The organism is Fuerstiella marisgermanici (assembly GCF_001983935.1).
Lineage (GTDB): Bacteria > Planctomycetota > Planctomycetia > Planctomycetales > Planctomycetaceae > Fuerstiella > Fuerstiella marisgermanici.
Genome location: NZ_CP017641.1, coordinates 4,807,641 through 4,832,378 on the forward strand (window position 1 = coordinate 4,807,641; position 24,738 = coordinate 4,832,378).

Below are 24,738 nucleotides of genomic sequence, written 5' to 3' on the forward strand. Positions count from 1 at the left end.
GCGTAACAGGCTGTAGTCAGCTGAAATCAATCTGCTGCAGCAAAAAAATATGCGGCGACTGTCACATGGCAGTCGCCGCTTTTTTTGTGTCCACGCGGTGTCGTGCCCGCGAAGCCTTGAAGAATTTTCCCGCGATGGATCACTTCGCAGACGCGGTGACGGCAGGTGGTTCGTCAGTTTTAGATGGGTCTCGAGACTCCACCACAATGACTTCGATGCTGAATTGCGGGTTGGCTCCTGCGGCACCGCCACCCATGTTCATCCCTTCACCACCGCCACCGAAACCACCATTATTGTTGGGACGCGCCTTGAGTTGCTCAAACACGACATCCATGGTGGTGATCGTGCCGTCAGTCCCCACCTTGACACCGTCGAACCACAAGAGGCCCTTCGCGATGTCTTTGTGCTCAATGCCTTTGGTACGCCCCTGATAATGTTCAGCAAGCTTTTGCATATCCTTTAAACGCTGAGGAGTGGCAATCATTTTCGCGTAGTAGACCTTCGTTTCGTCAGGAGCCGCGTCGCCCAGAGATTCAGTCTGCGGGCCAGGCGCCACAATGCGAATTAGACTTTCCGGCACTGCGTCTCGATGCAAACGCACGGGCATGACACCGTCGTAAGCGAGATCCGGGTTGCCAGCCATTTTCTGAAGGCGTTCGCGCAGCGACAGCACCACATCCTGAGTCGCTCGTTCCCACGAATCCAGCGGCACCACGGCCTGCGGGTTGTCGTTGGCCGGTTTTCGGCGATTACGTGGCAACGCCTTTAGCACAGACAACATCCCGGGGTCTCGCGCAAAGTGGCGGAACAAACCGCTGCTGACCAATCCGTCGGCTCCGGCGTCGTGAGACCGCGACAGCAGATCGAAGACCGACCGACGCACATTGTCAGAAGGGATCGTGCCTGCGAAGGCCAGCACATCAATGGCCGCATCCGCCGCAGGAGCCGCCTTCAACCAGCCGGCTACTCGATCAGCCGTTGACGGAGCCCAAATGACCTGCGCGACAGGCAGCAAAGCCGCTTCCGCAACAGGAATCGGTGGCGGTGCGGCGACAGTTGGCGTTGCACCCCCCGCTGCTCCCCGTCCGCCCATACCAGGCCCTCCCATCCCGGGACCGCCTTCGCCATACATTCCCATCTCCATTCCGGGTTCGCCACCTGCGTAGTTTTCTCCCCCGCCGCTCATTCCCATGCCCATATCCATCCCCATGCCGGGGCCCATTCCCGCACCGCCGCCCATCATGCCCATGCCGGGACGATTTCCTGGCGGTGTGGCCGGAGCAGGTGGCTGTGGCTGGCCGAGACTAAGAAAATAGTCAGCCGGACGCTGAGCAACAATCGCCAGCAGTTGAAAGGTTGAGCCGTTCTGGCCCGGATTTCCGGACGCGTTTTGCAGGGCCGTTGCCAGAAGCTGTTCAGATTTTTCAATGTTTGGCGTGGGTGACGAGAATGCTTCACGGACAGCGATTTCAGTGGCTGCCTGTGGCGGCAGCGCTGTGCTGCGAGACCCATCTACCAGGGACTGCACGATCGTCCATGCCTGCACGGTATTGTTGTTGACGAGTGCTCGGATGACGGCTTTCACCAATTCTTCGTCCGTCAGGTTTCCCTGAGTCGCTTGTTGACCGCCCATTCCCATTCCGCCCGCGCCACCGTATCCACTCGGACCGTAGCCACCCGGGTTGTAGCCTTCCATCTCCATGCCGCCCATTTCCTCACCACCAGGCATCGACATTTCACCACCAGGCTCGCCGGACATCATTGCCGGATCCATGCCGGGGGCTTCCATCGAGCCTGTATTTTGAGCGGAATTCTGAAGGCGGCTTGCCGCGCCTCGCGTCCCTTGAGCTGCCTGCGGTACGTAGGCCAGAAGAGCTTCCCCAATCATTGCGTCAAGGCTGGTCACGCTGCGGCCTGCTGCGGCGCGACTCGCTCTGTCCTGAGGAACCAGACGGTTTGAATCGAACTGTCGACTTCGCGGATCAATAAACGCGCCTCCGGGCGGAACGGGTGGCTTACCATCCGGCCCCGCTTGAGGGCGCGGACCGCTGGGAAATCCGGCCGTGCCCGGCTGAGCACCGCTGCCCAACCCAGGAAGTCCTCCGCCGCCGCTGTCGGTCTTGGCCAAAACCTGATCCATCAGACTCACGAAGGCTGGATCGCCCGGCGAACTCTTGGCCTTCATCTCAATAGCTTGAAGGACTCGCGTATCTTTCTCATCAACAGCGGTCAGAATATGTTCGTCCGTCCATTGTGTCACATCATTCGGACGACCATTCCTGGCATTACCACCGTAGCCGCCGCCAGCTCCTCCCGTACCGGGATAGTCAATGTTGCCGCCGCCATAGTTGCCGCCATAACCACCGGGTTCGCCCGCCATTTCCATCATGGCAGGATCCATTCCCATCCCGTCTGCGCCGCCGGACATCATCATGCCGTCGGGATTTTCGCCTTCCATGCTCCCTTCCATTCCCATCTCGCCGCCAGGGCCTCCCATCATTTCAGCCCCGCCGCCCATGTCATCACCGGGAGGCATCATTGCACCGCCGGAGTCTCCGGGAGGCATCGTGTTGTCGGCGCCACCTCCGGCAGCGGAGTCTGACGAAGCAACATCGGCACCGCCTCCACAACCGGCGAGCTGACAAACAAACACGGCCATGGCCAGAAGGCTGACTCTGACGGCAATAGGTGCGATGGATCGCATGGAAGAAACTCCAAAGTGGATCATTGCGGTATGAGGCGAAGGTCTATTCGATCGAAATGTTGTGAGCAGCATGGCGTTAGCCGCCGAATGGGCCAGCGTTTTCCAGCGCGGCACGCGAAACAGTACGCGCATTTTCTGCGCATTCATAGTAACAAAACCAGCCCCCAAGCGCACACTAATCCCGGGATTTGCGACTGGTTTCAGACTGCGGGCAGGCCGAATACAGCAGCCGAAGGGGCTCAAACCATCCCGTCAGCAAAGTCAATTGCGTCCCTCTAAGCACTCGGCGTCCGCCGCTTCGCCGCCCAGACAGCCAGCAACTCGCGGTTAATTTTCACGTTGTGACGCGTGTCCACGGGCAAAGACTTGTGAAACAGGACCTCGCCAATAGAGTTCGTTAGCTCATTCGCGGCCCCCAGGGCCAGCAGTTCTGTTCGCATCGCATCGACGGCCGCCCGGCATTCGGGAAAATGGCCCGCTTCCGGTTCTGCCACGATGACAGGAATCTGTTGGCCGCGTGATCCTATTCCCACCAAAGCACAGCGGTAGGTCTTTGGGTGTTGGTTGAAGATCGCTTCGCAGCGCACGGAATGTAGCGGACCGGATTCTGTGAACACGATATGAGCCTTCCGACCGCAGAACCACAATCGCCCCTCGTCGTCGAAGTATCCCGTGTCACCCATGCGGTGCCAGAAGCCATCGCCGTCCGAAATCTTAGCCAGCGCCGTGCCATCCGGTCGACGAAAGTATTCTCGAGTGGCCACGGGGCCTTTCACGATAATTTCACCAATCTGGCCAGGTCCGCATTCCTTCGCTTGTGAGATATCAGCGATCGGATCGAACGTCACATCAATGATGCGAACCTGCATCCCGGTAAAGACGGTTCCAACGCACGTGCCCGCTCCTTGCGCCGTTTGAGCGGCCGTCTGCTCCAGCACCTGTCGTCCGCCGATGGCTGACACCGGCAAACATTCGGTCGCGCCATACGGCGTAAAGATATCCGAATCGCCGCTCAGCGCACTGGTCATCCGGTGCAGCACGTGGTTAGGCACTGGCGCACCGGCTGAGAGAACTCGGCGCAGCGTAGGCAGCTTGACAGCATTCGCTTCGCAATAGCGACCAACGCGGTTCCACAGCGCAGGCGAACCGAATGCCTGAGTGACCCCGTGGTCGTTGATCGATTCCAGAATTTTCACCGGATCAACGTCGGCAGGGCGAGTCGGGTTCATGTCCGGGATGACGGTCGTCACCTGCATCGCCGTGTTGAACAACGCGAACAGCGGAAAGCCAGGCAGATCGACTTCTCCCGGCTGAATACCAAAGCGATCGCGAATCAGATCAACCTGCGAATCAAACATGCCGTGTTCGTAAGTCACGCCCTTCGGCGGTCCTGTACTGCCGCTGGTAAAGATAATGGCCGCCTGATCGGTCGCCTGAGTCTGTGGAAGGGGGCTGCTGTCGTCACGGCCTGACGCGATCAGTTCGCTGTACGAAAGACTACCCAGCTTCCCGGACTTCGGGCCGATGATCACGTTCAGCTTTGCGTGGCCGTACCGGCGGAACTTCAACTTTCGCACAACGTGAACGATGGGGATCGCGATAAACCCGTGCGGTTCGCACTGATCCAGACAGCGAAACACGTTCGAACGGCCCATGCCCGGATCGATCATGATGCACACGGCACCGGAACGAAACACGCCAAACGTCAACGCGATCGATTCCAGCGACGGCGGCACAAACATGGCCAACCGATCACCAGGCTTCACACCCAACTTGATCAGCCCACGAGCGATCCGGTCGGCTTCCTGATCCAATTGAGTAAACGTCAGATGCGTGTAAGACACGCGGCCGGCAGCGTCTCGACCTTCCGGAAAGACAACCGCCTTCTGATAAGGCGCAGCAGCGGCAGATGTGCGAAGACGGTCGGCAATGTTGAGTGGGCGGGGCATAGATTATGAAGGTAGTGACCGGACGTGGTCGGCTTAACCAAGGGGTTTGAAGTCGGCAGCCATCGTTGTTTGAAATCCGAACGAGTTAGCCTAACCCTCTGAGTAGCATTTCAATCTGCTTCCAGAGTGTTTGGAGTTCTTTCTGTTGCGAATCCGGCCACGGGAAACTAAGTCTCCGCTCCAATCGAGTAACAATCGCCTGAACCAGTTCGCTCTCATCAAATCCGGACCAGTTTCCAGCGACAGACTTAAGGTTTTCAGCGCAAACCGGATGCACCTCGTGAAATAATATCTGCTCAAGTTCACCAATCGAATAGGCAGAAGCATGCAAGGTGCTGGCGATGCGTTTTAAAGGCGCGTCATCGATCGGAGCGTCAAGATACAGATCAGAGAGTGCAACCCAAACCGGTACGCGCGTATTGATTTCTTCTTCAGTCACTTTCAGTCTGACAGTTCCTGTATGGTTGACGTCATTGCGTGCGTTTCAGTATCGCACAGCATCCTGCAAAAAGAAAACATCACGCAGCCGGGAACCACCGATGAAGTCGCGCGCACACCGCCACTAATTCCAACACCAGAATTCGAAGAAGCCTCGCCCGAGATGACTAGTCCTTACGAGCTACTGCCCCTGCCAGGTTAGCGGATTACTGCGCAATCACTGCGACCGTCATAACCCTCACGACCGTCATCGTCACAGTCGGCACCGTTGGAACAAACCGGCTGAAGTTGTGGTCTGACGGTCTGTCGAGCAGCAATTTTCGCAGAAAGTCGTCGCCAACGGCCGATCTTGCTTTTTAGACTCAGACACGACGGACGGATAGCGTCCGCAAAGGACCATGCGTTCTGTTTGGCACGGCTTGCCCTTGTCGGTTGCGACTGTAGGAATCGGCGATGTTGGGGACGGGCGGCGATCATTCAAGAAGAAAGATTGACCGAGGATTTTGAAATGCTTGTACTCAGTAGAAAAAAAGACGAGAAGATTGTAATCGGCGACTCCATCACGTTGATGGTTATCGAAATCCGAGGCGACAAAGTTCGCCTTGGCATCGACGCCCCGCGTGACGTCAGCGTGCATCGTGAAGAAATTTACGAAGCGATTAAACGCGAAGCGACGGACTCGTCCGAAAAGCCAGCAGTGGACTGAAGGCATAGCCGCCGTCAATCTGCAGAACGCCGCAAAATACCACTCCGGTCTTCGCCGAACCTTCCCGTCCCCTCAATCGGTGGCGGAGTGGCCATTTGCAACACACAAAACGCCGACCCGTTTTAAACGGTCCGGCGTTTTTTTATGCGCGATGCTTCGATCGTGAGGCGGCTAGCGCAAACCATCCTCCTGGCGGGTTGAATGCCCGCATGGCTGGGATCACGAAGTGCGTTTGCCCACAGTGACCGTTTCCCGTTCTGATCGTTCAATCGGCGCGCTAGGATCGGCGTAGCGGTGAGCTGAAATTTTCGGGCCGCGCAAAGCCTGCTCCGTGACGTATTCGATCCTCATTAACTGTTCACCCAGATTGTTAATGCGTGCCGAAACGTCATCGTTGTTCTGTTCGATGCCACCGGAGACCAGATTGATGACGCCCAGGAACAGCATCATCTGAGCCACCGTGGTGACCAGCCAACCTGTCGGCGTGTATTCTGAATACCCGCCAAAGTGGCCGTAGATGACCATCGCCGTTCCGATGGTCAGGCCCAACACGCCAAGGTACGCCAGAAACTGTCCGGTCAGCGACGTCATGTTCGAACGCTTCGGTGCGGTGACCTGAAAATGAGGTCCGCGGAGTGCCGTGTCATGAGCTTCATCGATGAAACGGTCACGGTGCCGCGAGTCTGTGCGAGTTCGCCCGTCGCTGGTGCCGAGCGTCTGCTGCACGTCTTCGCTGTCGTCAATACGAAACCGTCGTCCACCGGTTGGCGAGTTGCTTTGAATGCGGCTGCCGGAAACCGACTGAGCTTCATCGTCGGTGGTTTCAGGTTCCAGTTCGCTATTCGAATCCACGCGAAGTTTTCGGCTCACAGTTGCTGGTCCTTTGTCGGAATTTGTCTCGGTGCTGCGACGTGGTTGTTGCTGCCGCCGTTGAGGAACTCGCCGCTGAGTCCGCCGTTGCTTCTGGACAAGAGGAACGACGACCGGCTCCGGTTGAATCGTCGACGGCGCTGATGATGTGTCTTCTGGTGTATCGTCCTGCAGCTCCGGCTGACTGGATTCTGGCTGGCTCACTTCTGCCTGACTGGTTTCGGGCTCGTCTGGTGCTGCAATCTGCAAAGCCGTGTCTGCTTTTTCCTCGGAAGCTTCCGGTACCTCAGCCAATTCCGATTCTTCAGCGGCGACCGGTGTGTTCGATTCCTGCTGTGGCGGAGGCGAAATCGGTTCGGCAGGTTTCTGATCCGGTTCCGGAGCAGACTCAGTTGCATCTGCAGTTTTCGCAGCGTTATGCGGAGCAGAGGCGGGAAAGAACTTCGGTTGAGCGGCCGTCAGCCCGAACTGCTGCGAAAGCTCTTCCACGGACAGCGCCGACTTTGCAGTGGCACTGGTGTTTGCGACTGGTTCCTGCGTCTCTTCCGGTTTGCGGGGCGTGGAGACCACCGGCGTTTGTTCTATCGCGGCGTCGGTCTTCGGTGCGGTGTCTTCATTTGTGCTCGCGACCGGCGCCATTGCTGGACTGTCGTCCGTAATTTGTTGATCACGAGTTGGCTCATCCGAAATGCGATCCGACTCTTCCATCAAGCCCTGAGTAGAGTCCTGCTGGTCATCTACACTGTTATTCTGCTCATCAGTCGCGGTAGGCTCGGCCGCTGGCGGGGCAGGGCCATCGGCCTGAGTTTGCTTACCTGAAGGATTGACGTCGCTGGCTCGCTGTTCGTTATTTTCAGCGGAACGTTCCCCGTGTTGTTCACGTTGCTCGATTGCAAAATGCGGCTTCGGCATCGCGGGGATATCAGGAAGCGACGTAATGCGATCCAGCAGATCATCGGACGACCAACGAGCGATAATATCCCGCGCCTGGCGGATACTCGAATCTGACGGCTTGCTGGAAATGAAGGCTTTACCGCACGATTCGCAGCGCAACTTCTCCGATAAGCCGGAGCCGACAGCGTTGGTTTCTGATTGACAGTGGGGGCACCACATCCTGCGGATCTACCACGAACGAACGGACGAAGAACGTACCAAGCTCGATTTTTATCGCTGATCGCGTTTCCGTCGCAAGATCAGAAGACAGGCAATGCCGTCGCCGTGCAGCCGGTTCTCATTCGGTTTTTACCAAATCGGCAGGTTCTGCGTGTTCGCGGCCAAGCATCGACATCTACGAGTGCATAACGTAGCCACCGTCGACGTTGATCGTCTGCCCTGTCACCTGGGCAGCCAGATTCGACGACAGGAACACGACCATGTTGGCCACGTCTTCCGGCTGTTGCCAGCGGCCCAGCGGAACCAGTTGAGCGATCTTCTCGGCCGCCCATTCGTCGTAAGTCCGCTTGTCGGCTTCACTTTGCCGGTCGTTCCATGACTGCCACACGTTTCTATTAAGAGGTGTCTTGACCATTCCGGGACACACCGTGTTAACTCGCACACCGTCGCCCGCGAGGTCTTTCGCCATCACCTGAGCAAAATTAATGTTCGCCGCCTTCGACGCGCTGTACGGCGGATCGGTGGGAGAACCAATTTGCCCGGCAACTGACGCCACAAACACCATTGTCCCCTGACGCCGGTCGACCATTCCGGGAGCGATCGCGTGAGCCACATTCACCATGCCATTGATATTGACGTCCAGCACATTGGCCCAGTCTGAAGGCTGCAGCCTGGTAAACGGGGCGCCAAACTGCCCGGACCCGATAGCAGCTGCGTGAACCAGATGCTGAATCGGTCCGAATGCGGATTCCGATTCTGCCGCCGCAGCGGCCACGGCGTCAAAGTTTCGCACGTCAACTGTCAGGCCGAGGCAACGTTCGGCGTGCAGGTCCGCCGCCGTTTCTGCGACATTCGGGGCGACATCCCACACGACGACATTCGCGCCTTCGTTCAGGAAACCTTCAACGCACGCCCGTCCAATACCGCTGGCGCCGCCGACGACAATGACGCCGGAATCTTTCAGTTCGGTCTCCAAGCTACCTCGTCCCTTTTTCAGTGCGTGAACTTTGTCGAATAAATGGATCAGAACAGAAAAATCCGATTCTTCGGGAATGCGAGCTGCAGATCCCGCGTCGCAGGCAATATCCTGTGGCGTTTTGCGGTAGATTTGTTAGTCTGGCCGAACACTGGACGGCAATCCTTCAACCTGTCATTCTAACGAGCCCAGTGCCTCAGATCATTCAATCCGACGCTCAAATCTGCGTGCGTCGGCTGTTCTGAAAACCTGACTTCATAAGAAATAGTGTCTTCCAATATGCGTAGCTAGCGCGGCGAAGCGAGCGGCGATAAGTTCGCCGGATGTTTTTGCCGTTTACTGATAACCCCCATTGCTCACGGAAAGACGTCTGCGGATGACCTGCCGGCGAGTGAGTTTTTCTGATTGGCCGTGAATCGTTGGTTCTTATCGACAGCGTATCAATTGGTGAATCGTCGAGACAAAGACGTCTCACAGACCTGGTGGGATTTATGCCGATAACAGATCAAGTTGAACGATGGCCCGCGACTCTGCTGCGAGTCGTGCTGTTAATAGCCACCGTCGGCGGACCGCTGACGAATGCTCGCGCCTTTGACGAAGGTGCCGCCGCTGGCCAATCTGCGCCCCCGGCAGCTGCAGCCGGCGAAGGTGATGCCACTGGTAAAGAGGCAGCGAAACCGGCCGCCCCGAAACCTCTGCCCGGCATCGCACCGGAGGTCGCTCCCACAACTAAAGATGATTATCTGCGAGATCAGCGGCGACGAGTTCAGGAATTGCGTCGCCTGCAAATGACCATGACGCCTCAGGTGTTGACGGACTATCAGAAGGTCCAACGTGACTTCCGCAGTCTCCTGTTTCAGGGCGACATGCCGAAGCAGAAGGATCTGGAGACCATTAAGACCGGACTAAAGTTCATGGTGCTGTCGTTGTCAGACAAGGACGTGCAGGCCGTTCCGCTGGACTTCGAAAATGCAGTGAAAAAACTGCGAAACGAACTGGGGCGGGCAGGCGCAGGAAAAATCAATCCGGCAGCCAAGGCAAAGTTCCGTGAACTCGTGATGGGCGAAACGTTCACGCTTTTGCAGGGTCTAATGAAGCATAATCTGTTGGCTCGGTCCGCCGCGATTGAAGTGTTGCAGGATCTGGAAGTGGTTCCTTCCACCGGCGGCGCACGACTGACGATGTACGACAAGGTCGATGACGAACTTGTTCGCATCATGATGGACAAAGATCAACCGGATGCAGTCAAGGTGCGAGTGGCCAATACAATGGTCAACTATCTGGAAAAGGCTGACGCCATTCCGCAGATTCAGGCCGCGTTTGCTCGAGCCGTCGCGACAGAACTGGATAAGCCGTTTCTTGATGAGTCGTATCAGGTGTTCCTGCTGGCCACTCTGGAAAAAGTCACGATCGCTCGCGAAGTTGTGGCGCCGCAGCAGGCGATTGCGATTTGTGCGGCGGCCAAATTTCTACGCAATCCGTCGTTCGAACTTCTACCTCGCTGCCGTGCGGCACGAGTGCTGGGGCGAGCGGGCTATGACGCTCAAATGAATTTCGACGTGCTGGCCTGGGCAACCGCTGATCTGGCAACAGAAACGGCATTCAAGTTTAACCAGGCACAGGACAAGAAAGATCAAAAATGGGTCCTCTGCGCATCCTATCTGTACACGGCTTTTCATCACTGGGACCGCGATGAAGCGACGGGCCGCCCGGCCGATGCGTTGCCAAAAGGATTTCTGAATCGAGCAGACAAGAGTGAGGTTGTCCGCGAAGCCTACAATAGCGCGATTCCGTTAATCCATCACATGCTGTTTCAGACCAAAGGCATATCGCGCAACGACTTAGGCAAGCTGTTTCAATGGGTGACCGCAAACAAACCCGCCAATTTGAAATTCGATCCGTCCTGCCCACCGCTGGCTATGCCCGCCGCAAATCCGCCTGCTCAGGGCGGCGGCGGTAACTGAAGACTGACTCAAAATTTCGCATGACCAGCTTTCGAGTCATCACGCTTCTGGCTTTCGCCCTCTGTTGCTTGCCTTCCTTCGTCTTCGGCCAGAATCTGCCCGTCGAGTTCCGCGAATTCGAAGCGTACGAAGATAACCCCGTCTTCAAATCCGCTCCGGGCGAATGGGACGCGCTGATCCGTGAGCGAGGCTGGATACTAAAGGACGGCGACCAGTATCGCATGTGGTACACCGGCTATAATCCGGATCAAAAACCACTCACGATGAAACTGGGCTACGCGACGTCGCTCGATGGCATCCACTGGACGCGGCACTCGGAAAACCCGATCTACGACGACTTTTGGATCGAGGACATGATGGTCGTCAAGCGGCAAGACACCTTCTATATGTTTGCCGAAGGCCAGCGCGATCAACCGCATCTGCTCACATCCGAGGATGGCATTCGCTGGACGCGACAAGGGGGGCTGGATGTGCGTTTAACCAGCGGGAGAAAGATTCCGGCGGGACCGTATGGAACGCCGACCGCGTGGTTCGAAAACGGCACATGGTATCTGTTTTACGAACGACGCGACGCCGGCATCTGGTTGGCCACGTCGACAGACATGCAGGTCTGGACAAACGTCAGCGACGATCCGCTGATTGTTCCCGGTCCGGAAAAATACGATCGACTGATGATCGCGATGAACCAGATCGTCAAGCACAATGATCGCTACTTCGCTGTGATGCACGGCACCGGCACAGCGACAAAGCCGCGAGACTGGTGCACATGGTTTGCCGTGTCTGACGATCTGAAGCACTGGGAAAAGTGTGTCGGCGGCCCCGTACTGCCGATCGCCGAAAACAAATCCAGCGGCGTACTGGTCCACGATGGCCAGCGGTTTCGACTGTACACAATGCACGCCAAGGTCGACCTGCACTACGCGAAATAGCCGTGCAGCTTACTATCGCGAAACGTGGCAGATGTACACTGCCCGAACGATAGGGCAATAAGCCGCGAACAATCGTCGAACAGAAGCACCGCCGATGCTGCGCACCCTCATTCCACAATCTGCAATCGTGCCTCGTGCAAGCTATGACTCTTGCCGTCGTCTGGTTGAGACACTCGAACTTCCAGCGTGTTGAAGTCGGCCGCTGCGGCAGTGATGTCAAACAGATAGATTGCAGGGTTCGATGCGCCGTCCTGCTGCTCAGTCAATTCAATGACCGCCTGGTTGATGACAACCTCCTGCAGGGAAATGTCAGCATATAAAGCCAACACCAGTCGCGATGCAGCTTCCAGTCCACTGGGCCGATGGAACTTTCGACGCAAACAATGGTCGCTGGTTGCAGCGTCGATTTGATACGGCAAACGGGTTCGCTGCCAATCGTCGGCGTCGTTAGACCGCTGTTCCCACGGCCCGGCTAAACGAATTTCGTGTACGATCTGCGGCAAACTGCAGGCTCCTTCATGTTAACAAATGCGGCATTCTTACTGCCCGTTTCCTTCACACTGCCCAGCGATGCAAGCGTCCCTCAAGGTGCTTTTTGACGTCGGGCCATTCCTGTTTCAGAACACTGTACATCACCGTGTCACGAACAGAACCGTCTCGGCGCGGCGAATGATGTCGAATGACGCCATCCTTTTTCGCTCCCAACGCTTCGATGGCTTTCTGCGATTGGAAGTTAAAATTATCGGTTCTTAAACCCACAACCGCACACCCCAGCGTTTCGAACGCGTGCGTCATCAGAATCAACTTGCACGTTGTGTTGACATAACTTCGCTGCCACCGTTTCGCGTACCACGTGTAGCCGATTTCCACACGATCGATTGGCGGGTTAATGTCGTGATAGCGAGTTTCCCCGACGACCTCACCACTGCTCAGGTCTCGCACGACCCACGGTAGCATGTGACCATCAGCCTGCTTCTGCAACGCATCCGCGATGTGTTGCGACATTTGTTCCGGAATTGGAACGGCCGTAAACCACAGTTCCCACAGGTTGCCATCGCTCGCAGCTGTGGCCAAATCAGCATGATGCTCAGCAGTCAGAGGCTCCAGCCGAACGCCGTTGCCTTCGAGCGTGACGGATTCTATTGTGATCATGATTGAGCTTTGAATGGTTTTGGGAGAAGCAAACACCTGGCTGCGCGACACGCTCGCGGCGTGAAGGTTCGCAGCGCTCTGGAGGTTCAGCCCTCGCGATTCGCCGTCAGTGATCGCGGAACTTGAGCACTGGACGGTGGTCGCATGAGCGTCGTTAGCCTCGACGGTCACGCAGCTCGCGACTGGCTTGTTCCAAGGTTTTACGTTCGCCCTTCGTCAGGGACGCTTCCCCTTTTTCACTGATCTTCGCAAGGATGCGGTCCATCTCGTTCGCGAGCTTCGTTGTCTTTGCTGAGCTTCCTGAACTGTCCGGCCGCACGACTTTAAAACCCCGCCGCTTGCCTTTGAACCACGTTTGAGTGTTCTGCCAGAAGGGAGCCAGTCGGAAGTTGCGTTTGGAATAAAAGTAACCGAACCCCAAACCGCCCAGATGAGCCGCGTGAGCTACCGAGTCGCCCACTGGCTCGCCCGACAGCATTCTTAACACCGGATACAAATCGAACACCGTGATCAAAACCACGACCCACCGGACTTCGATCGGGATGATCAAAAACAGCTTGATAATCTGCGTCGGAAAATGACACGCATACAGCATCGCCACGGCCAGCACGGCTCCCGACGCGCCGATCATGGGCACGTTGTCGCCGGTCACAAGGTCCAGGCCGAGATACGCGACGCTCGCGGCCACAGCAGACGTCAGATAGAAAATCAGAAATTCTGTCGACCCGTAAATCGCTTCCAGCCGGCGTCCGAAGACCCACAGCAGCAGCATGTTAAACGCAAGGTGAAGCAGGTCGTTGCGGTCATGGCAGAAGGCGTAGGAAAGCAACCGCCAAATTTGTCCCGTGAAGACGCGCGACGTATGCATTTCGAACCACTGCTGAACGATCGGCACTGCGGGAGGAAGTCCCAATGTTCGATAGTCAAGCGGTGTGTTCTGAGTGATGCGGTTGTCGCGTCGAAGGTCGTTGCCAACAGCCAGCTCGTCCGCCGCATCAATCTGTTGTTCAGCGATCAGTGAGTCTCGCCGTTCAATCAATTCGTCCTGCGTCCATTGGCGCGTACCCAGCACCTGAGCGACAAAGACGACCAGTGTGACGATGATCAGCTTTCGACACGTCGGCGAATCGCTGCCGTACGATGGCCCGGACGAATAGCGGAAGCTTTCGTCTCGTAAGTAGTCGCGATTTTCCAGTCCCATTCCTGTACGTGTCCGTCTAGAGCAATTTACGTTTTGTTGTGGACGGTTCTGGCTCCTGGCAACCGGCCCACGTAGAACAAAAAACGATTTCCACGGCCACAAGTCAGCGTGAAACGCTGCAACGCCCGATTGATGGTATTCCGTGTCTCCACATCTTATCCACCCCCGGTCACGCAATCAAAGGCCGGGCCGGTATGCAGCGGGGGTCGGTATGCACCGACGGGCGATTGGCGTGGCGGGCGGGTGACGGTGCGGAGGCCAAAGCGCCGGCGGTGCTCCTGTGGGTCGCTTCAGGAATTGTCGTCCTGCTTCCTCCTCGCGCCTCGGTCGCGGTCTTCGGCGATTCCTACGCTCGGATCGCCGCCCCACTGAGCCTCCCTTCGCCATTCGACATTATGCTTCGGCCTTCCGGTCCGGACCTCGACTTCCCTCCCTTTCTCGGAACTGTCCCGCATTCTAAACTCACCGCTTTCCACCTTCGCTTAACTGAGAACCGCCATGACGCTTGACGAATTGCAGCAATTGATCGACCAGATGTACTCACGCAAAGACGAAGCTCGCGGCGTGGAAGGCACGTTTATGTGGCTGATGGAAGAAGTGGGCGAGCTGGCGGCGGCCTTGCGAGAATCATCGAAAGAAGAACAAGCGAAGGAATTCGCCGACGTTCTGGCCTGGCTGGCGACAATCGCCAACGTGGCCGGCATCAATCTGACGGAGGCCATGCAGTTGAAGTATGGCAGCGGCTGCCCCGGCTGCGGACGCATGGTGTGCGAGTGCTCTGACGCCGAAAAACCCTGAGTGCGAATCGGGGAAGTGGGGAATGGAGAATTGGGGAAGACCTGCAGCGGATAGATGGCGTTAGAAGTCGGACGGGGACGCTCAAATGGTGAAGGGACGCGCGACTCACGTTTAGGCTGCTGAGTCGCCCTTTTCTGCATTCTGGTGGCTCAGATTTTGAGACGCGGGACATCGTCGCGGCGATTTCTGACTGCGACTCTCCGTCCCTGTCGAAGATTCCCTGCTCAGCATTCGGTATTCAGGAATCCTTATTCGCGAATTTTCTTTCAAATTCAGCGTTGACGAATCTGCCCCGCACGACTACCGTAATAGGTGACTATTACACCAGTCGGAGCGAGACATGATTTGTCACATTGATGCCGGCAACGGGATTCCCATCTACGAACAGATTGAGCGGCAGGTCAAGTTCGCCGTGGCCAACGGTTCGCTGCTGGTGGGAGAACGAGTGCCCTCCGTCCGCGAACTGGCGACTCAAACGGCCGTGAACGTCAACACGGTGGCCCGAGCTTATCGCGAACTGCAGCAGCAGGGCGTGTTGAATTCCATACGCGGCACCGGACTGGCGGTGTCGATGGAGGCGAAGAAAATCTGCCAGCAGGGACGGTTGCAGATGATCCGCGACCGACTGCGGTCGGTGCTGCAGGAAGCTCTTCAGAACCAAATTGCCGTCGAAGAAATCCGAACTCTGGTAGACGAAGAATGGACCGAGCTGTCTCAGAATGTGGGGCCCCCTTAGCGAATGCGCATCGCAGTGGACTTCGCCAGAAGTCCTTTTTTGTACATGTCGGCGGCACAGAAGGTTTGGCGACTTCGACTACAAATTTTTCTTCAGGGACACACCGATGCAACCCGTTGTTAAATTCAAGAACCTAAGCAAACGTTTCGGCCAGACGGTCGCTCTTAACGACGTCACCTTGGAAATCCCGCCGGGAGTCGTTTGTGCCGTGCTGGGAGCAAACGGGGCGGGCAAGAGCACTGCGATTCGCATTCTGCTGGGCCTGGACAAACCCGATGCCGGTTTCGCAGAAGCCCTCGGCATGGACAGCAAAACTCACGCGTTGGAAATTCGTGGTCGAGTCGGCTACGTGGCTGATCAACCGCCGCTGTACGAATGGATGACGGTTGCGGAAATCGGCTGGTTCGCAGCCGGCTTTTATCCAACCGGCTATAAGGCCGAATACGACAAGCTCACCACGAAGTTTGATCTCGACGGAAAGCAAAAGATCGCCAACCTGTCGAAAGGCATGCGAGCCAAAGTAGCGCTGTCGCTCGCGATGGCTCATCGACCGGAGTTACTTATTCTGGACGAACCGACTTCCGGCCTGGACCCGCTGGTGCGGCGTGAGTTTCTGGAAAGCATGATCGACGTTTCGGCGGAAGGTCGCAGCGTGCTGCTGTCCAGCCATCAGGTTTCGGAAGTGGAACGCGTAGCCGACATTGTTGCAATTCTGCTGAATGGAAAGCTGGTCTGCGTAGAACGGCTGGACGACCTGAAACGCGACACGACCGAGGTTGCCATCAGCATGCCGGACGAAACAACTCCGCCACCCGCGATGCCCGGCATCAACCTCGCTCATGTGTCATTCGGGCACGATCATGTTTGGATGGTACGCGATCTGAATGAAGCTCAGCTTCGGGAATCATGCCGATCGGCCAGCCTACCGGAACCGCAAATACGAAAGCCGAACCTCGAAGACATTCTGCTGGCAATCCTGCGTGAATACCGCCGCGATCCGTTACAGAAGACGGCACAGGTTAAAACAGATACTGCTGTAGAGAACCACGGATGAATGCGGAGAGAACGCAGTTGTCCGTCGCCGGGGCTTGTTCCGGCATGACGCATCGATGGCACACTCAGATTTAGGCTTTATGAGACTGCGATTGGCCTGGGCGAGGCCAAAGCACGTAGCCGTGGGCATGAGCCCGCGGAAAGCAAGAACAACGCACAGCAGCCCCGGATGGGGCAAAAGCAAGTGCGGTACGAAACTGCTGTCGCCCCATCCGGGGCTTTGGCACATAGAAACTCACGTTCCGTCAACTGACGCCGACGGCTACGTGCCTGCGCCACTGCGTGGCGAATTTGCTACGGCGAGGAACCAAATATGAACAGCCCCTTCCTGCGACTGGTGTGGAAAGAATATCGATCCCAGCGAAACCTGTGGCTGGCGTTGCTTACGTTTGTTGCTCTGCTGGGGCTGCTGTTTTTGATGGTGCTGGACAAACCGCACCGCGAGATCGGTAGCGTCATGGCGGTTGTTTCGCTGCTCACTTGCGCCATCGCGTCGATTCTGTCGATCATGATCCTGTTCACCGGTGAAGAAGACAACCGGACCGCTCAATGGCTGCGGCATCTGCCGGTGAAAACGTCCACTCTGTTTTTCGCGAAGATCTTCACGACATTCACGGCGACTCTGCTGATGGCCGTCAGTTGCGGGGTGGTCGTGGTGTTGCTTCACGTAGCAGCCAGCCTGTGGGAAACCGGCGACCTACAGACATTCGGCACATCAATACACCTGCCTCCGCAATCAGACCTCGCAAATATGGTCGTGGGTGCGACGGTGTTGGTGCTGTTCAGCATCGTGTGGAGTCTGCTCGGTCGCCGAGTGCTGCCAGCGATGGGCTGGTGCGCCGCCACCTTTTTCGGTTACACGATGTTCGTGTCGATCGTCGCCAACGGCGCGGGCTCGCTGTGGAGCGTCCCGGTGATCGTCAGTGCGGTCGTTGCCTGCGGCATGTTAATGCCACGTTGGCATCGCGGCGTGGGACGGTACGGCAATGGCGGAAGTATATCTTCGGTGGTGGGCCGTATATCGCTGAGGCTACCCACTTCGACAACTAGTTGGTGGACCGCGGGCTTAGCGCGAGCGGCTTCGAAGTCTCCGTTGATGCGACGAACCTGGGCCGTGCTGGTGTGGCAGCAATTACGATCGGCTGTTCCGTTTGCGATCATCGGCCTGCTGTTGATCGTCCCGACGATTTTACTTCACCTTGAATGGGGAGACTTCCCGGCGACTCCGTTTCTGCTGGCCTTCTTCACGGTGGAATGCGGCCTGAGAACCTTCCGCAGCGATCAGAAACAACTGAACAGCTTGTTCTGGTCTCATGAAGGCGTTTCGCCGCTGACGGTTTGGCTGTCGCGGCACGCCGTGTGGGTTTCCGTGCTGCTGTTGCTGACAGCGGCACTGCTGCTAGCCGAGTCACTAGCATTTCCGGACGTAGCTCGCGTTGGCAAGGATCCGTTCCATGGACCGGGTCGGTTTTCTGTCACTCATTTGCTCCATCTGGTTTCACTGCCGATCAATGGTTGGTCAGTTCGAGGCGAAACATACACCGGTACTGGATTCGTCTTTACGTTCGCCGCCGCGTGGCTGTGCGGTGGCTACGCAATCGGGCATTTGTGTGCGGTGTGGTGTCGGCAACTGTTGATGGCCACTTGTGCAGCGTTTCTGTTGTTTCTGGGATTCTACGTCTGGCTAACGCACCTGCTGTTGCAGGACGTCACTCCGTGGCTGGCCGCTTTCCCGCTGATTGTGGCCATGTTCGCCGCTGCGGCGTGGACTCGACGACAATGGAGTGACCGCCAGTGGTCGCTGCGAATCGGCATGGAACGAACGCTGTTGGTTGGGCTGCCGATTCTGTGTGTCTGGCCGTTGTATGTTGCGGGACGAGTGGCCGTGCCGGCCGCGCGGGTACACGCCAGCATCATTGCAGATTCCAACAACGGAAAGTCAACCGATACTGAACGATTCGCTAAAGGGCTACACACGCAGCCTGCGCCGTCACCACCCGAATGGCAGGACGCATGGGAACGTGTTTACCAAGCGACGACTGTTTACCACGGATCAAAAGGAGTTCAGAGCTTTTACGTCGGGCACCAAGGGCTGGAAGTGCAAACGCCGCCGCCGCATCAAATCCGAAACGGCGTGGCGGCACTCGACGTGATCCTGAACAGCGATCGCGAAAAGTTGTGGCTGCCGATCCGACATCGCCTGCCCGGCGACCCGCACTTTTCGGGCCGAGTTGCAGGCCTGCTGATTCAGGAATCTGTCCGTGCGTTGAAAGCCGACGATTCTGAAACCTGCGTCACCCGACTAATTCAGGCAAAACAGTTGTTGAATTATCTGGGCCGGGAGAGCATCGGCTATCCTCAATTCGTCGACGCCTTTACATGGATGCAAGTCGTCGACCAGGCAATTCAACAGGTGGTCGCAGACGATCGCATCTCAGTGGAACAACTTGACGAATTAACCGAGCGACTGTCTCCACTGGACACGTCGCCACCGTACTCTACGAGCATGCTCGCGAATCGATTGAACTTCTGGTACTCAATCCACAACCAGCAGGGGCCGATTTGGGATCGCTATGCAGAGTATCTAATGAAGCGGAAAATCGACATTGCACATAGTGGAAATCAGACTTTGCAGTTTTTCGTCCGCAGCAGTTGGACGGAGCGAACTCGGTTTCTGACGATCCTAAACGCGGCGACAGTGTTGAACTTTTCCGAAACGGAAAACGAGCAGGCGAAGTTTGAACTGCGACGAATGCTTTCGACTCAACGATACCTCAACCACTACCTGTCAGGCGATCTCCCCGACGTGTTCCCCCTCGGGTATCGGCTGAATATTGACAGTGACTTTCGGGCGGCTCACAACAGCCGCCGCGCGACGATGCTGATTATCGCTCTGCAAAAGCACCGCCGGCAGCATGGCGAGTTTCCGGAAGAGCTCACTGGGCTAGACGATCTGGAAGCATTGAGACCGTGGCTGCAGGATGCCGAATCGCACGGGTCGTTCAGCTTTGCTCCGAACGGGTTCGGCCGTGACTTCATTTTGCATACGCCTTCGCAAAGTCCCCGACTCGCCGTAAACGGCAGCCAGCCGTTGCTGTTGTCAAGTTCCACATTGAAGCCCAGGGTGGACGATGCCCATTCGCTTCGGCAAGCCTATCACATGCCATCGAATCCCAACCGCATTCTCTACCCGGACCACATCTATGGCACCGCGTTCTTAGGCGTCGAAGAGGCCAGTGGAGAAGCGAAGAAGGAGGATGGCGAAAGGCCGAAGGCGGAAACGGGGAAAAAGTAGACCGCCCCTGGGTTGGAACACGGGTAGCAAAATTAGATTGCGAGTCGTGAAACTGCGATTGGCCCGGCAGGGCTGAAGCACTTAGCCGTCGGTATCAGCCGACGGTAAGAGACAACAACAACGCGCCAGCCCCGAATGGGGCGACAGAAGCCTCCGCCACGGTATTTGCTGTCGCCCCGTCCGGGCTTTCTCGCATGTGAACGCATTTTCCGTCGGCTGGCGCCGACGGCTACGCGCTTGCGCCCGCTGGGCGGAAGCCCGGGAATCGCATCCAGCGATGCCACTAACTGTCGCGTTCGGTTATGCTCCAACGTTCAACCACAGCACGTTTCCTTACGGCGGAGCCACGGCGCGATGGATACTCGATTTTCTATTTTCATTCTGACCACGCTGCTTCTCGCCTTCCAGCCCACAGCTCTGAACGCAGACGAAGAGAACGAAGCCGCAGAGGCAGCGCCGCCGATTGAAGTGCAGTTGATTCCGCTTATTACGTTGAAATCCGATTTGAGAACGACCATGAAGGCAAAAGAACACTTCATGGAATTAGCGCAGACGAATGATGCAAACGAAGTTGGCGATGTGGCAATTTTCGAATTGGCCAACATCGGCGGAGTAACGTCAGAGTCGCTGTTGGCCGACGAGGCACCTCGACGAATGATCTATGACATCCACTTCACGTTCCCGAAGTTCAGCATGGTAGGAGACTTAGTGATTCCTGGCGGGGACGCGCAACTGGAAGAAGTGTTGGGCAAATCGAACGAAGAACAAGAGGTCACGCAAGATGCGAATGGAATGACAACGGTTGATGGCGGTGCTTTCATTACGACGGACCGATATCTGGCTGTTCGGCAGCTTGAAGGAAACGTGACCGTCAAAGACACGGCCGCTCAGCTTCGACAGCTGCTCAAAGACGTAGAGTCGAATCGCCAGCAAAAGACGTTCACAATTTCAGGCAATCCGCGTAAGCTCGGCCGATCGGCTCTGAAGCCAAAATTGGCAGCCATGCGAGCCACGATGCTGACGCAGGCTCAGGAACGCGACAATGACGATCCGCTTTCGGCGATGAGTCGTTCGTTGATGTACAGGATGTATGCCACGTGGTTCGATGCCTTCTTTGACGACACTGAGCGACTCGAACTGGTGTTCGACTATTCGGAATCCGACCGCACATCTTCCGTGGAATTAATTCTGGATGCGGTCAAGGGGTCGCCGCTGGCTCAGTATATTGGACGCCTCAGCAATGTGCGGTCGCGCGGAGCGTCGTATCTGCATCCGGAACACGAAGCGTTCGTCGCGTTCTCAATTCCGCTGCCGGAAATGCTAACCAACATTCTGCCGCAACTCTCATCGGCGTCACTGCTGTGGTTGCAAAAGGAACTCGGCATGGGCGAATCGCCAAACCCGGCGGTCAGCGATGTGGTTCAGCAACTGGCCGATCGAGGTCAGCTGGACCTGTTGGCTCAGGTTGTCGCACTGCCGGACGGTGGTCGGACTATGATTTTTGTCATGCCGCTGGATTCGGCCAGTGCCCTGGAATCAACTTCGATTCAGCTTGTTTCGAAAATGAACGACAGCCACTGGGAATTGAATTCCGGTGAAGTCGGTGGCTACCCAATGCATCGGCTGGACGGGCAGCAGTTTGGACTCAGCGGTGCGTATGGTGGCACCGACGGTGACGTCTACTTCGTGATGACGGAACACTGCATCGCGATGGCCATCGGTCGTGAAGACTCGCTTGGCATCCTCCAAAAGATCATCGCTCGTGACTTCGACGCGGACACGGCCACCAGTCGACTCAGTCGCAGCGCTTTCGCAATGCAGTTTCCCGCGCGCGTACTGACGGAACTCGACATGACCGAACAACCGGCAGGCCTCACCGCTCGCCTTGCGGACGATGAGGACTCGCCGATTCACGACAACGTCACCTTCGCCCTCAACGCTGCTCCACAGCAACTGACGATCACGGCGACGTGCGAATCAGATGCCATGATTACGGCCCTGACGACACATCAATGGTTCATTGAAGTGCTGTCGGCAAGCATCGACACGATTAGCGACTGACGTTGCCCGACGGTTTACATGATCGAGAAGTAGTTGGCGACCGCGAAGTCGAACGCTTCGTTCGTGATGACCAAAGGCTTCTGATGGTAGTTGCAGTAGTTCTGCACCTGCAGAATCAAGTCGCGCGGCTGACACAGTCGGAACGGGCGATCCACCTTCTTGTAGTGCGTTTCAATCAGGTACTCAACGCATTCAGGCTTTGGTTCGAACCCGAGGACTCGTGTCATGATTCCGCACAACTCGCGGAATTCCTGCTCTGACGGATCCGGCACTTCGATTTTGTAGGGAATACGTCGCAGAAAGGCACCGTCGACCAGGTCGCGAGGTTCAAGGTTTGTGCTAAAGATGATGAGCTGGTCGAAAGGAACTCTTAGCTTCTTGCCGCTGGGCAGGTTCATAAAGTCGTAGCGTTTTTCCAACGGCACGATCCAGCGGTTCAACAGCACATCGACGGGCATCTTCTGGCGGCCAAAGTCGTCGATCACTAGCGTGCCGCAGTTACTCTTCAACTGCAAAGGTGCTTCGCAGATTTTTGAGATCTCGTTTTTCGTCACTTCCAGTTCATCCATCGTCAATTCCCCCCCCGCAATCACGGTTGGACGTTTAACGCGGATCCAACGACGGTCGATCTGCTGCGAATCCAGCAGCCCGCCCTGATTCTGATCTTCGAGAGCTTCGTGAACGCCGGGATCGAAGATACGAATGATCTCGCCTTCGACGTAGATGGATCGAGGCATCCAGATGGCCGATCCAAATGCGTCGGTCACTCGTTCTGCAATACTGGTCTTACCGTTACCGGGCTGACCGAACAGGAACATACCGCGGCCGGAATTAACCGCTGGTCCCAGCTTATTCAGCATTTCCTGATTGATGATCAGTCCATCAAACGCCGCTTGAAGGTCGGTTGCTGTGACCACTTGGCCGGCAATGGTTTGAGCGGCCACTGAGTTTACGTAGTCGTCGAGTGAGACCGGAGCCGCGCCGTAGTAGGTGCACTCTTCGTGGTACCGCTTGCCTCGTTCACGGCCGAAGTCAGTGATAACCCATTCTGAGTCGCCGGTGGTTGTGGTTCCGACCAGATCGATTTGCTTGTCGGATCGAAGCTGCTTCAGGATCGGGTCGATCACTTTGAAGGCTAACCTGACCTGCGATGCGATGCCTCGACTGGGCGCCATTCCAACCTGAAACAGGTACTTGACGATCAATCGTTCCAGCAACGCCGCCGTGATGCCCGCTTCTCGCAATGTTTGCGGCTGTCGCGGAGTGAATGCTTCGCCGGGCACAGGTGCGGGAGCCTTTTGTGTAGCTTCGTCATCGACATCCGGTGATCCGGGTCCGCCCAACAACTGGTTGACACGTTCGAAAAGATCATCCAGTCCGGCTTGTTTTGGTGCCGAGTCGTCTGCAGAAATTGACACGATTCATGTACCCCTGAAAAAGAAACAACCACGTACGTTGCCTAACACGTTTGGTGTAGGTCGGGATTTCGGTCCGGTCAAACGGCCTGGTGGTATTTGTGCCCGCCGTTCAACCAGTAGGTGTTGAGAATGGTGGAAGATTCGCGTCGTGCGGTTGTTTCTGTTGCATTGATCGCAAATGATGCGACCTCACTAATCGGAATACGTCGTACGATTGCTGTTGCACCTTTTGAAGAACCAGGAAGCAAAAATGAAGTTCGCACTTTGCCAGGAACTGTTCGAAGACATGCCGTGGGACGAGCAGTGTCGCATCATGGCCGAAACCGGCTACACGGGGATCGAAGTCGCTCCGTTTTCGATCTCAGATGACCTCGCCAGCGTGCCGGAAACCACGCTGACAGACATGAAAAACACGGCTGAACGGCACGGTTTGGAGATAATCGGCCTGCATTGGCTGCTGGCCAAAACCAATGGCCTATACCTCACGTCGCCAGACGAATCCGTCCGCGCAGCCACCGCCGAATACCTAAAACTGCTCGCCAAAACGTGCGCTGCACTCGGCGGCCGAGTGTTGGTGTTCGGGTCGCCTCAACAACGCAACCTGATGGAAGGCGTGACAACAGAACAGGCGATGGAGTTCGCCGCCGAGGTCTTCCGCGCGGCAATGCCAACCTTTGCCGAACACAACGTGGTGTTGTGCATGGAACCACTGACGCCAAAGGAAACAGACTTCATCAACACGTGCGCGGATGCCGTTGCGCTGATGAAGATGGTCGACCACTCGTCGTTCGTTCTGCATCAGGATGTCAAAGCCATGGTGGGCGCTGAATCTGCTTCGGTACCCGAACTTATCCATCGTTACAAAGATGTGTGCGGTCACTTTCATGTGAACGACACCAACCTGTTGGGACCAGGCATGGGTGAAACGGACTACCATCCAATCTTTAAAGCGCTGCAGGAAGTCGGTTATGACGGCTGGGTATCCGTTGAAGTGTTCGATTACAGCCCTGGCGCAGAAAAAATTGCAAAAAAAAGTATGGCTTACATGCAGCAGGTTTTGAGTGATTTAAAAGCGTCGTGAAGCGTTGCGACACGCGCGTTTAAAACACAACTTGATGGCGACGTTAGACGTACACAAACATTCCTGTTGCGCTAACGTTTGATGTTGCGACGTTCGTGTATGTGTTACGAGTTGCAACAACTACGTAAAGAAATGCCAATGTTTTATGCGGTGAAACGCATGTTGCAACAAACACGATGTATGCATCGCGCATGTTGTCATCAACAACGTGAGCGCAACAACTTAAAGACAGCGCTAACACTTCGCACAGGCTTGTCGCGCGCTTCGTGAAGCGTTTTCGAATCGATTGATCGT

The 24,738-nt window shown here is 56.5% G+C and carries 18 protein-coding genes; 9 read left to right on the top strand and 9 right to left on the bottom strand.

Translation table 11 applies throughout. From position 1 onward, the window contains the following. Window positions 1-139: 139 nt before the first annotated feature. The 3 genes from Fuma_RS17930 to Fuma_RS17940 form a co-directional block, all read right to left on the bottom strand. The gene (locus Fuma_RS17930) at window positions 140-2,704 is read right to left on the bottom strand and encodes a hypothetical protein (protein ID WP_145944238.1); all 2,565 of its coding nucleotides are present in this window, start codon (window positions 2,702-2,704) and stop codon (window positions 140-142) included. A 275-nt stretch (window positions 2,705-2,979) separates the two neighbouring features. Then, window positions 2,980-4,653, bottom strand: a complete 1,674-nt coding sequence (locus Fuma_RS17935; RefSeq protein WP_077025336.1) for a fatty acid CoA ligase family protein — start codon at window positions 4,651-4,653, stop codon at window positions 2,980-2,982. An 85-nt stretch (window positions 4,654-4,738) separates the two neighbouring features. Further along, window positions 4,739-5,092, bottom strand: a complete 354-nt coding sequence (locus Fuma_RS17940) for a DUF7079 family protein (RefSeq protein WP_077025337.1) — start codon at window positions 5,090-5,092, stop codon at window positions 4,739-4,741. A 507-nt stretch (window positions 5,093-5,599) separates the two neighbouring features. Between Fuma_RS17940 and csrA the strand changes: the two genes are divergently transcribed. Next, window positions 5,600-5,797 carry a carbon storage regulator CsrA gene (gene csrA / locus Fuma_RS17950; protein WP_077025339.1) on the top strand — a complete coding sequence of 66 codons (198 nt, stop codon included), beginning with the start codon at window positions 5,600-5,602 and terminating at the stop codon, window positions 5,795-5,797. A gap of 219 nt (window positions 5,798-6,016) precedes the next feature. On the opposite strand, the gene Fuma_RS17955 is transcribed toward csrA, so the two are convergent. Further along, window positions 6,017-7,780, bottom strand: coding sequence for a hypothetical protein (locus Fuma_RS17955; protein WP_145944239.1), 1,764 nt, complete (start codon window positions 7,778-7,780; stop codon window positions 6,017-6,019). A 175-nt stretch (window positions 7,781-7,955) separates the two neighbouring features. Further along, window positions 7,956-8,756 (bottom strand): SDR family NAD(P)-dependent oxidoreductase, encoded by an 801-nt coding sequence (locus Fuma_RS17960; protein WP_077025341.1) that lies wholly within the window; start codon window positions 8,754-8,756, stop codon window positions 7,956-7,958. A 491-nt stretch (window positions 8,757-9,247) separates the two neighbouring features. Here Fuma_RS17960 and Fuma_RS17965 point away from each other — a divergent pair, with 491 nt between their 5' ends. Beyond that, window positions 9,248-10,720, top strand: coding sequence for a hypothetical protein (locus Fuma_RS17965; RefSeq protein WP_077025342.1), 1,473 nt, complete (start codon window positions 9,248-9,250; stop codon window positions 10,718-10,720). Between the two features lie 20 nt (window positions 10,721-10,740). After that, entirely contained in the window at window positions 10,741-11,649 is a 909-nt protein-coding gene (locus Fuma_RS17970) for a glycoside hydrolase family protein (protein ID WP_077025343.1), read from the top strand. A gap of 107 nt (window positions 11,650-11,756) precedes the next feature. Here Fuma_RS17970 and Fuma_RS17975 read toward each other — a convergent pair whose 3' ends face one another. The 3 genes from Fuma_RS17975 to Fuma_RS17985 form a co-directional block, all read right to left on the bottom strand. After that, window positions 11,757-12,152: a hypothetical protein gene (locus Fuma_RS17975; RefSeq protein WP_077025344.1), complete on the bottom strand. Its 396-nt coding sequence runs from the start codon at window positions 12,150-12,152 to the stop codon at window positions 11,757-11,759. A gap of 52 nt (window positions 12,153-12,204) precedes the next feature. Beyond that, the gene (locus Fuma_RS17980) at window positions 12,205-12,801 is read right to left on the bottom strand and encodes a GNAT family N-acetyltransferase (protein ID WP_077028389.1); all 597 of its coding nucleotides are present in this window, start codon (window positions 12,799-12,801) and stop codon (window positions 12,205-12,207) included. Window positions 12,802-12,955: 154 nt separating this feature from the next. Next, window positions 12,956-14,002, bottom strand: a complete 1,047-nt coding sequence (locus tag Fuma_RS17985) for a rhomboid family protein (protein WP_077025345.1) — start codon at window positions 14,000-14,002, stop codon at window positions 12,956-12,958. A 498-nt stretch (window positions 14,003-14,500) separates the two neighbouring features. On the opposite strand from Fuma_RS17985, the gene Fuma_RS17995 reads away from it, so the two are divergent. The 5 genes from Fuma_RS17995 (at window position 14,501) to Fuma_RS18015 (ending at window position 21,945) form a co-directional block, all read left to right on the top strand. Further along, window positions 14,501-14,800 carry a MazG nucleotide pyrophosphohydrolase domain-containing protein gene (locus tag Fuma_RS17995; RefSeq protein WP_077025347.1) on the top strand — a complete coding sequence of 100 codons (300 nt, stop codon included), beginning with the start codon at window positions 14,501-14,503 and terminating at the stop codon, window positions 14,798-14,800. Between the two features lie 340 nt (window positions 14,801-15,140). Beyond that, entirely contained in the window at window positions 15,141-15,536 is a 396-nt protein-coding gene (locus tag Fuma_RS18000) for a GntR family transcriptional regulator (RefSeq protein WP_077025348.1), read from the top strand. 106 nt (window positions 15,537-15,642) lie between these two features. After that, entirely contained in the window at window positions 15,643-16,590 is a 948-nt protein-coding gene (locus Fuma_RS18005; protein ID WP_077025349.1) for an ABC transporter ATP-binding protein, read from the top strand. Window positions 16,591-16,902: 312 nt separating this feature from the next. Further along, window positions 16,903-19,884, top strand: a complete 2,982-nt coding sequence (locus Fuma_RS18010) for a hypothetical protein (RefSeq protein WP_077025350.1) — start codon at window positions 16,903-16,905, stop codon at window positions 19,882-19,884. Window positions 19,885-20,238: 354 nt separating this feature from the next. Then, complete coding sequence (locus Fuma_RS18015; RefSeq protein WP_077025351.1) at window positions 20,239-21,945, top strand: hypothetical protein; 1,707 nt, start codon at window positions 20,239-20,241, stop codon at window positions 21,943-21,945. A gap of 14 nt (window positions 21,946-21,959) precedes the next feature. Here Fuma_RS18015 and Fuma_RS18020 read toward each other — a convergent pair whose 3' ends face one another. Next, window positions 21,960-23,363: an AAA family ATPase gene (locus Fuma_RS18020; protein WP_218922195.1), complete on the bottom strand. Its 1,404-nt coding sequence runs from the start codon at window positions 23,361-23,363 to the stop codon at window positions 21,960-21,962. A 250-nt stretch (window positions 23,364-23,613) separates the two neighbouring features. Between Fuma_RS18020 and Fuma_RS18025 the strand changes: the two genes are divergently transcribed. Continuing rightward, window positions 23,614-24,444, top strand: coding sequence for a sugar phosphate isomerase/epimerase family protein (locus tag Fuma_RS18025; RefSeq protein WP_077028391.1), 831 nt, complete (start codon window positions 23,614-23,616; stop codon window positions 24,442-24,444). The last annotated feature ends 294 nt before the right edge of the window (window positions 24,445-24,738 follow it).